General features: G+C 64.4%; 17 protein-coding genes. 13 read left to right on the top strand and 4 right to left on the bottom strand.

From position 1 onward, the window contains the following. Window positions 1–16: 16 nt before the first annotated feature. Complete coding sequence (locus CTR53_RS03985) at window positions 17–601, bottom strand: TIGR00730 family Rossman fold protein (RefSeq protein ID WP_290809505.1); 585 nt, start codon at window positions 599–601, stop codon at window positions 17–19. Window positions 602–855: 254 nt separating this feature from the next. Here CTR53_RS03985 and CTR53_RS03980 point away from each other — a divergent pair, with 254 nt between their 5' ends. Continuing rightward, window positions 856–1,308 (top strand): cytochrome c, encoded by a 453-nt coding sequence (locus tag CTR53_RS03980; protein ID WP_290809504.1) that lies wholly within the window; start codon window positions 856–858, stop codon window positions 1,306–1,308. 63 nt (window positions 1,309–1,371) lie between these two features. Here the strand turns inward: CTR53_RS03980 and CTR53_RS03975 are convergent, their stop codons facing one another. After that, on the bottom strand, window positions 1,372–2,055 hold the full coding sequence (locus tag CTR53_RS03975) for a cytochrome b/b6 domain-containing protein (protein ID WP_290809503.1): 684 nt from the start codon (window positions 2,053–2,055) through the stop codon (window positions 1,372–1,374). Window positions 2,056–2,191: 136 nt separating this feature from the next. On the opposite strand from CTR53_RS03975, the gene CTR53_RS03970 reads away from it, so the two are divergent. From CTR53_RS03970 to CTR53_RS03925, 10 genes are all read left to right on the top strand, one after another. Beyond that, entirely contained in the window at window positions 2,192–3,214 is a 1,023-nt protein-coding gene (locus CTR53_RS03970; RefSeq protein WP_290809502.1) for an Ig-like domain-containing protein, read from the top strand. A gap of 158 nt (window positions 3,215–3,372) precedes the next feature. After that, complete coding sequence (locus tag CTR53_RS03965; protein WP_290809501.1) at window positions 3,373–4,419, top strand: Ppx/GppA phosphatase family protein; 1,047 nt, start codon at window positions 3,373–3,375, stop codon at window positions 4,417–4,419. Further along, window positions 4,416–5,099, top strand: coding sequence for an RlmE family RNA methyltransferase (locus CTR53_RS03960; protein WP_290809500.1), 684 nt, complete (start codon window positions 4,416–4,418; stop codon window positions 5,097–5,099). The genes CTR53_RS03965 and CTR53_RS03960 overlap by 4 nt, the downstream gene beginning before the upstream one ends. Window positions 5,100–5,202: 103 nt before the next feature. Continuing rightward, window positions 5,203–5,922, top strand: coding sequence for a transglutaminase family protein (locus CTR53_RS03955; RefSeq protein ID WP_290809499.1), 720 nt, complete (start codon window positions 5,203–5,205; stop codon window positions 5,920–5,922). Window positions 5,923–5,933: 11 nt separating this feature from the next. Then, entirely contained in the window at window positions 5,934–7,397 is a 1,464-nt protein-coding gene (guaB, locus tag CTR53_RS03950; RefSeq protein WP_290809498.1) for an IMP dehydrogenase, read from the top strand. Between the two features lie 6 nt (window positions 7,398–7,403). Further along, window positions 7,404–8,681 (top strand): RsmB/NOP family class I SAM-dependent RNA methyltransferase, encoded by a 1,278-nt coding sequence (locus tag CTR53_RS03945; RefSeq protein WP_290809497.1) that lies wholly within the window; start codon window positions 7,404–7,406, stop codon window positions 8,679–8,681. A gap of 116 nt (window positions 8,682–8,797) precedes the next feature. Next, window positions 8,798–9,298, top strand: coding sequence for a tetratricopeptide repeat protein (locus CTR53_RS03940; RefSeq protein ID WP_290809496.1), 501 nt, complete (start codon window positions 8,798–8,800; stop codon window positions 9,296–9,298). A gap of 30 nt (window positions 9,299–9,328) precedes the next feature. Further along, complete coding sequence (gene guaA / locus CTR53_RS03935; RefSeq protein WP_290809495.1) at window positions 9,329–10,888, top strand: glutamine-hydrolyzing GMP synthase; 1,560 nt, start codon at window positions 9,329–9,331, stop codon at window positions 10,886–10,888. Window positions 10,889–10,929: 41 nt separating this feature from the next. Continuing rightward, complete coding sequence (locus CTR53_RS03930) at window positions 10,930–12,558, top strand: ABC-F family ATP-binding cassette domain-containing protein (RefSeq protein ID WP_290809494.1); 1,629 nt, start codon at window positions 10,930–10,932, stop codon at window positions 12,556–12,558. A gap of 176 nt (window positions 12,559–12,734) precedes the next feature. Further along, window positions 12,735–13,232 (top strand): hypothetical protein, encoded by a 498-nt coding sequence (locus CTR53_RS03925; protein ID WP_290809493.1) that lies wholly within the window; start codon window positions 12,735–12,737, stop codon window positions 13,230–13,232. 6 nt (window positions 13,233–13,238) lie between these two features. Here the strand turns inward: CTR53_RS03925 and CTR53_RS03920 are convergent, their stop codons facing one another. Continuing rightward, on the bottom strand, window positions 13,239–13,637 hold the full coding sequence (locus CTR53_RS03920; protein WP_290809492.1) for a RidA family protein: 399 nt from the start codon (window positions 13,635–13,637) through the stop codon (window positions 13,239–13,241). Between the two features lie 99 nt (window positions 13,638–13,736). On the opposite strand from CTR53_RS03920, the gene CTR53_RS03915 reads away from it, so the two are divergent. Beyond that, window positions 13,737–14,651, top strand: a complete 915-nt coding sequence (locus tag CTR53_RS03915; protein WP_290809491.1) for a LysR family transcriptional regulator — start codon at window positions 13,737–13,739, stop codon at window positions 14,649–14,651. Beyond that, window positions 14,651–15,028, top strand: a complete 378-nt coding sequence (locus tag CTR53_RS03910) for a DUF1801 domain-containing protein (protein WP_290809490.1) — start codon at window positions 14,651–14,653, stop codon at window positions 15,026–15,028. Before CTR53_RS03915 ends, CTR53_RS03910 begins: the two co-directional genes overlap by 1 nt. Here the strand turns inward: CTR53_RS03910 and CTR53_RS03905 are convergent. Next, a complete protein-coding gene (locus CTR53_RS03905) occupies window positions 15,025–15,501 on the bottom strand; it encodes a VOC family protein (protein WP_290809489.1) in 477 nt (158 codons plus the stop codon). The genes CTR53_RS03910 and CTR53_RS03905 overlap by 4 nt on opposite strands. Window positions 15,502–15,504: the final 3 nt, after the last annotated feature.

The following is a 15,504-nucleotide window of genomic DNA, read 5'->3' as shown; positions in this document are numbered from 1 at the left end:
CGGGCCCTCGGAATGCTCAGATCTTACTTGTGCGGGCCGCGTGTTCCGGCGGCGGTTCCGCCAGCAGGGCGGCAATCACCGCTTCGGCATCCTCCACCACGGTATAAAGCGTGGTGGCGGTGCGGCGGGCGAAGCCGCGCTCGATCACGGTTTCGATCAGCGCCATCAGCGGATGCCAGTAGTCTTCGGTATTGACCACGATGACAGGCTTGTCGTGCAGCTTGAGCTGCCGCCAGGTGATGATCTCGAAGAACTCATCCAGCGTGCCCAACCCGCCGGGCAGGGCGATGAAGGCATCCGACATCTCGACCATCATGCGCTTGCGCGTATGCATGCTGTCGACGACATGCAGTTCGGTCAGGCCGGTATGGCCGACTTCCCAGTCATGCAGGTGGTTGGGGATGATGCCGACGACTTCGCCGCCGCCCTTCATGACGGCATCGGCCACCACGCCCATCAGGCCGATGCGGCCGCCGCCATAGATCAGGCGGATGCCGTTCTCGGCCAGGCGCTGGCCGAGAATCTGGGCCTGGGCCGTGTAGACGTTGCTCTCGCCGAGGCTCGAGCCGCAATAGACGCAGACGGAGCGAATGGCGCTCATCGACTAATCCGGGAAAAAGGTGAGGCGGGATGTCTTTGGGGTGGGGATGGGTAACTGATTCCGCCTAGGGATGCCAGTCAAAATGGCCGGAAAAAAGGCGGGCTCCGCCTGAGCTACGACGGCAGTAACCGCGACATGGCCAGCGGTTTTAAATTTTTCGTGAGGGCGTAAGGACTTGTCGTTCCTTCGCGCGTCGCCGGTATAGAGTGAATCGCCCGTTCCAGCAAACGGGTTTCAACGAGGGGATAATAGGAATGGCTACTTGGCATAAGGCGCTCCTGGCGGCAGCGCTGGGTCTCACGATGGTATCGGTTGGCGGTCTGGCCGTTGCCCAGTCGGCAGACGATCACATCAAGGCCCGCAAGGACGGCTTCCAGGTGTTCCGCACATCCGCGGGCGCCATCAAGAAGGTGGTCGATGACAGTGCCGCGCCAGCGGGTGCCGTGGCGCCGGCCGAAGCGATTGCCCAGCAGGCGGCCAGGCAGCTGCAGCATTTCCCGCCCGGTTCCGACCAGGGCAAGACCAAGGCCAAGCCGGAAATCTGGGCTAACTGGGCGCAGTTCGAGGCCAACATGAAGGATCTCGAGATGAAGGCCACCGCGGTCGCCGCCGCCGGCAAGGCGGGCGATGCCGCGGCGCTGAAGGCTGCCTTCGGTGCCATGGGCGGCGCCTGCGGCACCTGCCACAAGGCGTTCCGTGCCGACTGATCGGCGGTCTGTCTGATTGTGAAAAAGGCGCGGCCCGGCTGCGCCTTTTTTATTTCACCGGCTTTATTTCACCAGGGCGATACCGCCAAAGACGACAGCGGCGCAGACGGCAAGGATCGCCAGCGCCAGCAGCGGATGACCGCCCTGCGCCTCAAGCGTAGCCGGTGCGGTCTTGCGGCCGGTGATCATCGGGGTGACGAGATTCTCGCGCTTGATCGTCAGGTAGAACACGCTCGACAGCAGATGGATTGCGATCACCGCCAGCAGCACCCAGATCGTCCGCCGATGAATGCTGCCGAGCAGGGCCGCCGTGCTGCCCGAGACCTTGGAGAATAGCGGCCCGTCGGTGACGATGTCGTCGCTGGTGAACAGACCGGTGCCGGCCTGCAGCGCCAGCAGGCCCAGCATGGCCAGCACAGCCCAGCCGCCGACTGGATTATGGCCGACGTAATTCGGGCCCGGACGGCCGAACAACGTGCCCAGATAGCGCAGCCCGGCCATCGGTCCGGCAACGAATCCGCTGAAGCGGGCATAGCGGTTGCCGGTGAAGCCCCAGACGAGGCGAAACAGCACCAGCGACAGCACGGCCTGGCCCAGCGTCATATGCAGGTCCAGCTTGCCGGTCCAGCCGGTCCAGACCATGGCGATCACCAACAACACCAGCGTCCAGTGGAACAGCCGGGTCGGCAGATCCCAGACCTTAACAGTGGCTGAACCAGACGCGGTGCGGGGCGTTTGTATGATCATCGGCAGAGTTTCCAGGGGCTTTTGCAGTGCAATCGTAAGGATTTGCAAACATTGGACAAGTTAGAGGTGTTGCGGCCTCCGAGGCGAGGACTTAATCTCACACGTCGTTCACAATATAGCTAACCGGGACAATCGGGTGCGCGGAAGTCGTTTCTTCTTCATCCTTCTTGCTGCAGCGGTCCTGGGTATCCTGGCCGTCATCTTCTTTGGGGCCGACCCCAACAAGCGGGGCATGACGCCAACCGCCAACATCCCGCCGCCGCCTGTGCCGGCTGCCCCTGTCGCACCGTCGCCTGACAGCGTAGCCAAGGCCCCGCCCAGCTTCGATGTCGTCCGCATCAGTCGCAACTGCACCTCCGTGTTTGCCGGCCGCGCCATGGCCGGCTCGGTCGTGGTGGTAAAGACCGGCCAGCGTGAACTTGGCCGTGTCACGGCCGATACGCGCGGCGAATGGGTGCTGGTGCCCGATCTGCCGCTGGAACGCGGCAACCAGGAATTCACGCTGGAATCGCAGATGCAGGGCCAGGAGCCGATCAAGGCCGAGGCCAATGTCGTCGCCGTCGTACCGGAATGCCAGCCGGGCGAAGGCGGTGAGCAGGCGATCGCGGTGCTGACGCCGCTGAAGGGCGCGAGCCGCCTGCTGCAGCGGCCAGACGGCCCGCTCGATCCGGCCCGCAAGGGGCTGGCGCTGGATGCCATCGAATACGATCAGGCCGGCAACCTGATTCTGTCGGGTCGTTCCCAGCCGGGCTCCACCGTGCAGGTCTATCTGAACAACGAACCGATCGGCGTTGCGACTGCCGATGACAAGGGCACCTGGCGCCTGCGGCCCGACAAGGCCGTCGATCCGGGTATCTATTCGCTGCGCGTCGATCAGGTCGAACAGGCGGGCGGCAAGGTGGCCTCGCGCCTCGAAATGCCGTTCAGCCGGGCCCGGCCCGAAGACGTCAAATTCGATGCCAGCGGCAACAGCGTCATCGTGCAGCCGGGCAACAGCCTTTGGCGTATCGCGCGCCAGGTTTACGGCCTGGGCCCGCGCTATACCGAGATTTACAAGGCCAACCAGGCCCAGATCACCGACCCGGACATGATCTATCCTGGCCAGGTTTTTGCCGTGCCGGGGCAGCATAACGGTCAGGCCGTCCCCAAGGCGAATTAAAGGTTTCAGACCTCATCTTCCTGGCCGCAGGCCGGAAGATGAGGGTCTTACCGTGCCGCCCACGGCGCGCTACACTCGTCCCATGATCGTCAACTCTGATTGCGCCGGCTGGGCCGTCCGCGAGGCTGCGAAGCCCGCCAGGCGCGAGGACCAATTCTGTGAGCATAGATTCTTCCGTTACCCGGCCGGGCGCCGGCGCGGCCGGAGCGTCGGCTGCGCCTGATCCGGCGCCGGTCTACGCTGCCATCGACCTCGGAACCAACAACTGCCGCCTGCTGATCGCGCGGCCGGTGCGTAGCGGTTTCCGGGTGATCGAGGCATTTTCCCGTATCGTGCGGCTGGGCGAGGGTCTCAGCAATTCGGGTCGCCTGTCGGATGCCGCGATGGCACGCACCATCGAGGCGCTGAAAATCTGCTCCGAGAAGATGGCGCGCCGCAGCGTGTCGTCGGCCCGCGCGGTTGCCACCGAGGCCTGCCGTCGCGCCGCCAACGGCGCCGAGTTCCTGCATGACGTGAAGGCTGCCACCGGCATCAGTCTGGATATCATCTCGACTGCCGAAGAGGCGCGGCTGGCACTGAACGGCTGCTCGCCGCTGCTGGAGCCGCCGCATCGCGAGGCCATCGTTTTCGATATCGGCGGCGGCTCGACTGAAATCCTCTGGGCGCGACTGCTCGGCGGCGGCCGCACTGATGTGATCGACTGGATTTCGCTGCCCTTCGGCGTGGTCAACCTGACCGAGCGCTTCGGCCCCGGCGATGTGCAGAGCGGCAGCTATGCGCAGATGATCGATCTGGTGGCGGATGCGCTGCGGCCGTTCGAGGAAAAACATCGCCTGTCGCAGAAGCTGCAGTCGGGCCAGATCCAGGTGCTCGGAACCTCGGGCACCGTCACCACGCTGGCCGGCGTGCATCTCAACCTGCCGCGCTACGAGCGTCGCTATGTCGACGGCTGCTGGCTCGAATTCCCCGTCGTAATCGAACAGTCGCGGCGGCTTGCCTCGATCAGCGTACCTGAGCGCGCCCTGCATCCCTGCATCGGCGAGGAGCGCGCCGATCTGGTGGTAGCCGGCTGCGCGATCCTCGAAGCGCTGTATCGCTTCTGGCCGGCCACACGGCTGCGCGTGGCAGATCGCGGCGTGCGCGAAGGCGTGTTGGTCGAACTGATGGGGCAGCGCCGGCAGGTGAATGGCGGAGGCCGGCGATGACCAAGCAGCCACCGCGCAAAGCCGGAGCCAAGGTAAGGGTGAAGACCGCGCGTGGCCGCACGGTTGGCCAGGCGAAATGGCTGCGGCGCCAGCTCAATGATCCTTACGTGGCCGCAGCCAAGACCGAAGGCTGGCGCAGCCGTGCCGCCTACAAGCTGATCGAACTGGATGACAAGTACAAACTGCTGAAGCCGGGCATGCGGGTGGTCGATCTGGGTGCGGCGCCCGGCGGCTGGACGCAGGTGGCGGTGAAGCGCGTGAAGTCCGACGCCAGCAAGGGCGGCTTCGTCCTGGGCGTCGACATCAACCCGGTCGACCCCATCGTCGGTGCTTTGCTGATGCAGCAGGATTTCCTGGCTGAGGGCGCTGATGCGAAGGTGATCGAGGCGATGGGCGGCAAAGCCGATTTCGTCTTCTCTGACATGGCGGCGCCGGCCACCGGGCATCGCCAGACCGACCATATCCGGATCATGCTGCTGTGCGAGGTGGCGCTGGATTTCGCCATCCGTGTGCTCAATCCCGGCGGCGGTTTCCTGGCCAAGGTGCTGCGCGGTGGCACCGAGAATGAATTGCTTGCCACCATGAAGCGGGATTTCCGCACCGTACGGCATGTCAAACCGCCGGCCTCCCGCGCGGATTCGGCGGAGTCTTACGTGATCGCCACCGGCTTCCGCGGCTAAGCACTTCAGAACGCTGATTTTCTTGAGGCTGGACCGACCCGGAAAGACGGTCTATATCCTGCGCGGCAAGGATACCCTCTCCCAGTCAGGAGCCGCCTTGCCAATGACCGCGCCGGAGCATTCCGAGCCCGCGGTGGACCCGGCATACCTTGCCGCCACCCCCTTCATCGACAGCGATCATGCGGCCGTGCGCGCTCTGGCGCGCGAAGCTGCGGGGGATGAAACGGATCCCAAGGCCAAGGCGATCAGGCTCTATTACGCGATCCGCGACCGTTTCCTCTACGACCCCTACAGTGTTGAAGTCAGCCAGGATGGCCTGTGCGCCTCGGGTGTGATCGAACGCGGCAAGGGCTTCTGCGTCAACAAGGCAATCCTGCTGGCCGCGGCTGCGCGCGCCGAAGGTATTCCAGCGCGTATCGGCCTGGCCGATGTGAAGAACCATCTGGCCACCGAACGCCTGCGCCAGCAGATGGGCACCGATATTTTCTATTTCCATGGCTTCACCGAGCTCTATATCGAGGGCAAATGGGTGAAGGCGACGCCGGCTTTCAACCTCGCGCTCTGCGAGAAATTCCGCGTGCTGCCGCTCGACTTCGACGGCGAGACCGATTCGATCTTCCATCCCTTCGATGCCGATAACCGACGGCATATGGAATATGTCGCCGACCGCGGCAGCTTTGCCGACATGCCGTTCGCCGAATGGCGCGAGGCGATGCTGAAACACTATCCCTATCTGATGACCGATAAGAAGGAGTCCGGTGGCGACTTTGCCGCCGAGGCCGCCGCCGAAGCCACCCATAAGCCCCAGAACAAGACCCCGTAAGGAGCCACCCGATGCAGTTCCGTGAAGCCTATACATTCGACGACGTGCTGCTTGAGCCGGCCGCCTCCAGCGTGCTGCCGACCGAAGTCGAAACCCGTACGCGGATCACGCGCAGCATCGAACTCGGCATCCCGCTGATCTCGGCGGCGATGGACACCGTCACCGAAGCCAAGATGGCGATCGCCATGGCGCAGGCCGGCGGCATTGGCGTTCTGCACAAGAACATGACCATCGAGGAACAGGCCCGCGAAGTCACTGCTGTGAAGAAATTCGAAAGCGGCATGGTGGTCAACCCGCTGACCATCGAGCCGAATGCGACGCTGGCCGATGCGCTGGCGCTGATGGAGCGCTACGGCATCCACGGCATTCCGGTCACCGAAGGGCAGGGCGGCAAGCTGGTCGGCATTCTGACCAACCGCGACGTGCGTTTCGCCAGCAACATGCAGCAGCCAGTACACGAGCTGATGACGAAGGACCGCCTGATCACGGTGCGCGAGGGTGTGTCCAGCGCCGAGGCCAAGAAGCTGCTGCACCAGCATCGCATCGAGAAGCTGCTGGTGGTGGATGAAGCATACAGCTGTGTCGGCCTGATCACGGTGAAGGATATCGAAAAGGCCCGCCTGCATCCGAATGCCAGCAAGGATGAACAGGGCCGCCTGCGCTGCGCGGCCGCGGTTTCCACTGGCGCCGACGGCCTGGAACGCGCCCAGGCACTGATCGATGCCGGCGTCGATATCGTGATCGTCGATACCGCGCATGGCCATTCCAGCCGCGTGCTGGAGACCATCCAGGCGATCAAGAAGCGTTCGAACCTGACCCAGGTGATTGGCGGCAATGTCGCCACCGCCGAAGGCACCAAGGCACTGATCGATGCCGGCGTGGATGCCGTGAAGGTCGGCATCGGCCCGGGCTCGATCTGCACCACGCGTATCGTCGCCGGTGTCGGCGTGCCGCAGCTCACGGCTGTTTCCGATGCGGTGGCCGTCGCCAACAAGGCCGGCGTGCCGGTGATCGCCGATGGTGGCATCAAATTCTCGGGCGATCTGGCCAAGGCGATTGCCGCCGGTGCCAGCGCCTGCATGATCGGCTCGCTGCTGGCCGGCACCGATGAAGCGCCCGGCGAGGTCTTCCTCTATCAGGGCCGCTCATACAAATCCTATCGCGGCATGGGCTCGCTCGGCGCCATGGGCCGCGGCTCGGCCGACCGCTACTTCCAGCAGGAAGTGGGCGACAAGCTGAAGCTGGTGCCGGAAGGCATCGAAGGCCGCGTCGCCTACAAGGGTCCGGTTGGTACCATCGTGCATCAGCTGGTCGGCGGCCTGCGCGCCGCCATGGGCTATACCGGCAATGCCAACCTGGAGCAGATGCGTACCAACTGCCGCTTCCTGCGCATCACCTCGGCCGGCCTGCGCGAAAGCCATGTGCACGATGTGGCGATCACCCGCGAAGCGCCGAACTACCGGCAGGAGTCGTAACGCACTATGACCCCTGCGGCGCGGCTCGCCGCCAGCATCGAGATCATCGCCGAGATTTTACAGCGCGCCGCTGCCGCCGACCGTGTGGTCACCGAATGGCAGCGGCGCAGCCGTTTTGCCGGCGCCAAGGATCGGCGCGCGATCACCGACAGCGTCTATGCCGTGCTGCGCGAGCAGGGCATGCGGCGCTGGCGTGTGGTTCAGGCTGGCGCCGAACTGACGCCGCGGCTGCTGGTCTTTGCCGATGCGGCGACGCCGCTGCATGTCTGGCGCGATCTCTGCGGCAGCGGCACCTATGCGCCGCCGGCGCTCGACGAGACCGAGATTGCCGCGCTGTCGAAACTGCCGAGCGACGAAGATGCACCGCTCTGGGCGCGCGCCAACCTCCCGCCGGAAGTGGCCGACATGGTGCAGGCCACCTTCGGTGCCGATACCGAAATGGAACTGGCGGCGCTGAACGGCCGAGCACCGCTGGATCTGCGCGTGAACATGCTGCAGGGTAACCGCGAAATGGTGCTGGAGCAGCTGCGTGCCGACGGCATCGCCGCGGCTTTCACGCCGATGTCGCCGCTGGGCATTCGCATCCCCGAGCGCGTGCGGCTGGATATGAATTCTTTATACCGCGACGGCCTGATCGAACCGCAGGACGAGGCCGCACAGCTTGCCGGCCTGCTAGTCGATGCGCGACCGGATGAGACCGTCGTCGATCTCTGCGCCGGCGCCGGTGGCAAGACGCTGCTGCTGGCTGCCGCCATGCGCAATCAGGGCGTGCTGCATGCCTGCGACAACGATCCGCGCCGGCTTGCGCGGCTCAGCCCGCGACTGGAACGCGCGCATGCTCGCAACATCGTGATCCGCGATGCCGATGCGATGCCGGAGCTTTTGCGCGAGCTGGAAGGCAAGGCGGATCGCGTGTTGCTCGACGTGCCGTGTTCGGGCAGCGGCACCTGGCGGCGCAATCCCGAAGCACGCTGGCGCTACGATCCCGCCAGCCTTGACGAGGTTCTGCGCCGTCAGCGCGGGCTGCTCAGCGACGGTGCGAAATTGGTGCGGCCGGGCGGGCGGCTGGTCTATGCGACCTGTTCGATCCTGCCGGCCGAGAATGGGGATCAGGCCGACTGGTTCCTGGCGCATCACGCCGAGTTTACGGCGCTGCCTCTGGCTGAGGCCTGGCCGGCGGGTGTAACCGATCAGCGTATCCGGTCGGGCCATCGCCTGGTGCTGACGCCATATCGGCACGGCACCGACGGGTTCTTCGCCACCGCTTTTGTGAGGCGGTCATGACCCCCCGGATATACCGGCTTTCCGCGGCCTCCCGCCTTATGCCCGCCATGTGGGACAGTGGCCCCGTCCAGCCGGTCCGGCGTATACTGGCGGGCATCCGGTCAAAGGAGCCCGCCATGACCAATCCGAGCAAGCTATTCCGCATTTCCACTGCCGCTTTCTGCCTGCTGGCTGCGCTGAGCGTCGCCATGCCGCGGACCGTTGTTGCCATGGGCAGCAGCGATCCCTCGGCCGGCGCACCCAAGGCGGCCGATCCCAATTTCGCCGACGGCAAGAAGGCCATCGACGCCAAGGATTGGCCGAAAGCCGTCGATCTGTTCCAGAAGGTCGTGGCGAAGGATGAGAAAAATGCCGATGCCTTCAACTGGCTCGGCTATGCCTTGCGCAACCAAGGCGACTATCCGAAGGCCTTTGCGGCTTACGAGAAGGCGTTGAGCATCGATCCGCGTCACAAGGGCGCACATGAATATATCGGTGAGGCCTATCTGAAGGTCAACGATGTGGCCAAGGCAGAGGAACACCTCAAGCGCCTCGACAGCATCTGCACCTTCGGCTGTGCGGAACTGACGGAACTGAAAACCAAGATCGCGGCCTACAAGGCCGCCAAGCCCAGCTAACTTTCAAAGCACAGGAGTTCGGTAACGCCTATGGCGGAGCGCATTCTTATTATCGATTTCGGATCGCAGGTGACCCAGCTGATCGCACGCCGTGTGCGCGAAGCTGGTGTGTATTGCGAGATCGTGCCCTTCCAGAAGGCGGACAAGTGCCTTGATCTCGTCAACGACCACGGCACGCTGAAGGGGATCATCTTCTCCGGCGGGCCGGCGTCGACAACGGAGGAATTCTCGCCGCGCGCGCCGGAAGGTGCGTTCAGGCTGGGCCTGCCGATCTTCGGCATCTGCTATGGCGAACAGACCATCTGCATGCAACTCGGCGGCAGTGTCGAGACCGGCCATCACCGTGAATTCGGCCGCGCCTTCCTCGAGATCAAGGACGACTGCGACCTGTTCGACGGCGTCTGGGCCAAGGGTGAGAAGCACCAGGTCTGGATGAGCCACGGCGACAAGATCACCGAAATCCCGACCGGCTTCCGCGCCGTCGGCGTCAGCGACGGCTCGCCCTTTGCCGCCATCGCCGACGACGTGCGCAAGATCTACGCCGTGCAGTTCCACCCCGAAGTGATGCACACGCTGGACGGCGCCAAGCTGCTGCGCAATTTCGTGCGCAAGGTGGCGGGCTGCTCCGGCGAGTGGACCATGAAGGGCTTCCGCAACGAGGCCATCGCCAAAATCCGCGAACAGGTCGGCAAGGGCCGCGTGATCTGCGGCCTGTCCGGCGGCGTCGACAGTTCGGTTGCGGCCGTGCTGATCCATGAAGCCATCGGCGACCAGCTCACCTGCGTCTTCGTCGACCACGGCCTGCTGCGCAAGGGCGAGGGCGAAGAGGTCGTGCGGCTGTTCCGCGACTATTACAACATCCCGCTGATCCATAAGGATGCTTCGGACCTCTTCCTCGGCAAGCTGGCGGGCGTCAGCGACCCGGAGACCAAGCGCAAGACCATCGGCGGCCTGTTCATCGATGTGTTCGAAGAGGAAGCGAAGAAGATCGGCGGCGCGCAGTTCCTGGCCCAGGGCACGCTCTATCCGGACGTGATCGAAAGCATCAGCTTCTCCGGCGGCCCCAGCGTGACCATCAAGTCGCACCATAATGTGGGCGGGCTGCCGGCACGCATGAACATGAAGCTGGTCGAGCCGCTGCGCGAGCTGTTCAAGGACGAAGTCCGCATGCTCGGCCGCGAACTCGGCCTGCCGGAAAGCCTCGTGGGCCGGCATCCTTTCCCGGGCCCGGGGCTGGCGATCCGCATTCCGGGCGATATCACGCGCGAGAAGCTCGACCTGCTGCGCGAGGTGGATGCTGTCTATCTCGACGAGATTCGCCGCTCGGGTCTGTATGACAAGATCTGGCAGGCCTTCGCCGTGCTGCTGCCGGTGCGCACCGTCGGCGTGATGGGCGATGGCCGCACCTACGATCAGGCCTGTGCCCTGCGCGCGGTGACTTCGACCGATGGTATGACGGCGGATTACTACCCGTTCGAGCACGACTTCCTCGGCCGCGTCGCCACCCGCATCATCAACGAGGTGCGCGGCATCAACCGCGTGACTTACGACATCACCTCGAAGCCGCCCGGCACCATCGAGTGGGAATAAGCGGCCAAGCATAGTCGGTTTTATCAGTTAGTGCAGACCCCATGATTCGCCTCGATAACGTCAGCAAGCAGCACGGCCATCAGATTCTGTTCATCGATGCGTCGATGGGCCTCCAGAAGGGTGAGAAGGCGGGATTGGTCGGGCCGAATGGTGCCGGCAAGTCGACGCTGTTCCGCATGATCGTCGGCGAGGAAAAGCCCGACGATGGCCAGGTGTCGATCGATACCGGCATGACCATCGGCTATTTCAACCAGGATGTCGGCGAGATGTCGGGCCAGAGCGCGGTCGCGGCCGTCATGGATGGCGTCGGGCCGGTCAGCGCGCTGGCCGCCGAGATGGCCGAGCTCGAAGCGGCGATGGTCGACCCGGACCGGGCCGATGAGATGGACGCCATCATTGAGCGCTATGGCGAAGTGCAGGGCCGCTTCCAGGAGCTGGACGGCTATGCACTGGACGCCAGGGCGCGCGAGGTGCTGGCGGGCCTGAGCTTCAGTCCGGAGCGCATGGACGGCGATGTGGGGTTGCTGTCGGGCGGCTGGAAGATGCGCGTGGCGCTGGCCCGGATTCTGCTGATGCGCCCGGACGGCATGCTGCTCGACGAACCGAGCAACCATCTCGATCTCGAAAGCCTGATCTGGCTCGAAGCGTTCCTCAAGAATTACGAGGGTGCGCTGCTGATGACCTCGCATGACCGCGAGTTCATGAACCGCATCGTCGGCAAGATCATCGAGATCGACGGCGGCACGCTCACCACCTATTCCGGCAATTACGATTTCTATGATCAGCAGCGCGCGCTGAACGAGAAACAGCGCCAGGCGCAGTTCGAGCGCCAGCAGGCCATGCTGGCCAAGGAAATCAAGTTTATCGAACGCTTCAAGGCGCGCGCTTCGCACGCCGCGCAGGTGCAGAGCCGGGTGAAGAAGCTCGACAAGATCGAAAAGATCGAACCGCCGCGCCGGCGGCAATCCGTGCAGTTCGAATTCCGCAACCCGCCACGTTCGGGTGAGGATGTGGCGAACTTCCGCGACGTGCACAAGGGCTATGGCAGCCAGTCGATCTATACCGGGCTGGATTTCCAGGTGCGGCGTACGGAACGCTGGTGCGTGCTGGGTGCCAACGGTGCCGGCAAATCCACGCTGCTGAAGCTGATCGCCGGCGATACCAAACCGGACCAGGGCACGGTCAATCTCGGCAGCAGCGTGAAGATGGGCTATTTCGCCCAGCATTCGATGGACCTGCTGGACGGCGACGACACGGTGTTCGAAACCCTCGACAAGGCCTTCCCGCAGGCAGGCCAGGGCACGCTGCGGACTCTGGCCGGCTGTTTCGGTTTCTCCGGCGACGACGTCGAGAAGACCTGCCGCGTGCTGTCGGGCGGCGAGAAGGCGCGTCTGGTCATGGCCATGATGCTGTTCGATCCGCCGAACTTCCTGGTGCTCGACGAACCGACCAACCATCTCGACATGGCGACCAAAGAGATGCTGGTGACGGCCCTGGCGGATTTCGAGGGCACCATGCTGTTCGTGTCGCATGACCGCCATTTCCTCGCCGCGCTGTCGAACCGCGTGCTGGAACTGACGCCCGAGGGCGTGCACCAGTTCACCGGCGGCTACACGGAATATGTGGCCCGTACCGGCCAGGAAGCGCCGGGGCTGCATCCGGGCGGTTGATGGGGTTCGCTGCATCGCGCCCGGAACAGGCAGCCATCGCAGCGGTGGCACGCCGGTATAGTGCGCCCTGGGACGGACGGTATCTGGTACTCGGGGGCCGCCAGGTTGCACTTCAGATCGTCGCGCTCCGTCAGAAAGCCACGCGAGACGACAGACCGAGGCTGCGGTTCGACAGGGTGGTTTTGCGCCTGTTCGCGGACCTGCGGGCAGCAGTGTCGGATATCATTGCACCGGATCAGACTGTCATCGTCACCGTGACGGCGCCGGTGCGCCTGGGCGGTAAAACGGCCGCGGCGATTGCCGACAGGATTTGTGATGGTCTGGGGCGCGGCGATGTACGCACCACGATTCATGGGAATCAGGTTCGCCTGCGGCGCATTGCGGACGTGCCGAAGCCGATGCCGAGGCTGATCGGCTTCGTGCATAACGCGGAGACCGATCCCGGCCCGATTCTGGATTTGACGCAGAGCTTCGTTCACGGGATCGGCGAAGTGGCGCGCAAACGCGTGTCCCGGCCATCCACGCGCGAGCGCTGGCTTGTCCTCACCAACCAGAATGGCCATCTGCACGCGGAAACCTACCGGCGCATCTGGGAGCAGATCGCCCTGCCGTTGGGTTTCACCAAAATCCTGATTGTGCTGCCTGAGGGGGAAGTTGAAGAGCTGACCGTCTGAAGCATATCAGGCCTTCGCCGGCACCCGCGCCACCACCTTGAGTTCGACGTCGAAGCCGGCCAGCCAGTTCACACCGATCGCCGTCCAGGTCGGCCAGGGCGCTGCGCCGAGTTCCTGCGCGCGGATGGCCATGAAGGTCTCGAACTGTTTCTCCGGATCGGTGTGAAAGCTGATCACGTCAATCACGTCGTCGAAGCTGGCGCCTGCCGCCGCCAGCACGGCGTTCAGGTTGTCGAAGGCGAGTTTGACCTGTTTTGCGTAATCCGGTTCGGGCAACCCGTCCCCGCGGCTGCCAACCTGGCCCGAGACGAAAAGCAGGTCGCCGGAGCGGATCGCGGCGGAATACTGGTGCTGGTCATACAGCGCATGCCGGTTGGCGGGGAAGATGGCGTCGCGTTTGGTCATGTCAGGGCTCCTGTGTCGACTACGGACCTGAAGATAGCGGCGCAACATTCCGTAGATTAGACGTTGAAATCGGTATGGGGTGATGCAAAATCACCAGTAATGATCCGGCCATCTTTCAATGACCTGTCCGCCTTCGTGGCGGTCGCCACACATCACAGCTTCCGCCGCGCGGCCGATGAACTCGGCACGGCGCCGTCCACGCTGAGCCATGCCATGCGGGCGCTGGAGGAGCGGCTGGGCGTGCGGCTGCTGAACCGCACGACGCGCAGCGTCTCGCCGACCGAGGCCGGCTTCCGGCTGCTGGAGCGGCTGCAGCCGGCGCTGGCCTCGCTGGATGAGGCACTGGACAGCGTCGCGGCGTTTCAGGGCAGCAACGGGAAGGTAGCCGGCACCGTCCGGATCAACGCGCCGCCGCTCGGTGTCGCCATGCTGATCCGCGACGTGCTGCCGCACATGGCCGAGCGGTTTCCCGATGTCACCGTGGATCTCGTCGCCGAGGGCCGGCTGGTCGATATCGTCGCCGGCGGTTTCGATGCCGGCCTGCGCCTGGGAGATACAGTCCCGCGCGACATGATCGCCGTGCGTTTCGGCCGGCCGGTGGGTTTCGTCTGCGTGGCTTCGCCGGACTATCTTAAACGCGCTGGCATTCCGAAGGCGCCCGACGATCTGATGCGGCATCGCTGCATCCGGCATCGCCTGCCGGGCGGCAAGCTCTATCGCTGGGAGTTCGCGCGCGGCAGGCAGACGCTGGCGATCGATCCGCCCGGCACAGTTATTCTCGATGATGATCGGCTGATGGCAGAAGCGGCGATCCAGGGGCTTGGCATCGCCTATGTGGCGGATGCCGCCGTCACCGCCGCACTGAAGGCGAAGCAACTGCGCCAGGTAATGCCGGACTGGATGCCGGCAGCAGAAGCGCTCGCCATGTATTATCCCGGGCATCGCGCCGTGCCGCCGGCCCTGCGCGCGTTTCTGGATGTGGTGAAGGAAACCGGCAAGGGCAGGAGCAGGTGATGGCTGCAAAAGAAACGACACCCGCGCAACTGATCGACGCGAAGATCAAAGATCTCGGCGACTGGCGCGGCGAGACGCTGGCGCAGGTCCGTGCGCTGATCAAGGCGGCGCTGCCCGATGTAGTCGAGACGGTGAAGTGGCGCGGTGTGCCGGTCTGGGAGCACAACGGCATCCTCTGCACCGGCGAGACCTACAAGGCCGTCGTCAAGCTGACCTTCATGAAGGGCGCGAAAGTCAAAGACCCGAAGGGCCTGTTCAACGCCAGCCTGGAAGGCAACGCCCGCCGTGCCATCGACATTCATGAAGGCGAGAAGATCAGCGCGACGGCATTCAAGGCATTGGTGCGTGCCGCCGCCGCGCTGAACAGGAAGGCCTAGCTTCCCTTCGCTGCGGCTTCCAGCGCGGCGATATCGATCTTCACCATCTTCAGCATGGCTTCGGTGACGCGCTTGGCCACGGCCTTGTCCGGGCCGCGCGTCAGCTCGCCCAGCAGTTTCGGCTGAATCTGCCAGGCAAGGCCCCAGCGATCACGCAGCCAGCCGCATTGTTCGTACTGGCCGTCCTTGCCCAGCGCTTCCCACAGCCGGTCAATCTCGGCCTGGGTGTCGCATTCGATCATGATTGAAACGCAGTGATTGAACGCACCGGGCCGTCCGGCCGCCTGGAACGCCATGTAGCGCTGGTCGCCGAGGGTGAAGCCGGCGATCTTCACGCTGTCGGGCGGACCGCTGGGCGATTCAGCGGGCAGCGCCGAGCCCCAGTCGAGTGATGAGCCGGGGATCAGGGATGTGTAGAGGCGGAGCGCGGCCTCCATGTCCTTGTCGAACCACAGACACTGCGTAACCTGCATTGG

Source organism: Ferrovibrio sp. (assembly GCF_002796975.1).
In the GTDB taxonomy this organism is placed as follows: Bacteria; Pseudomonadota; Alphaproteobacteria; order Ferrovibrionales; family Ferrovibrionaceae; genus Ferrovibrio.
This window is presented reverse-complemented; position numbering and strand designations above follow the sequence as displayed.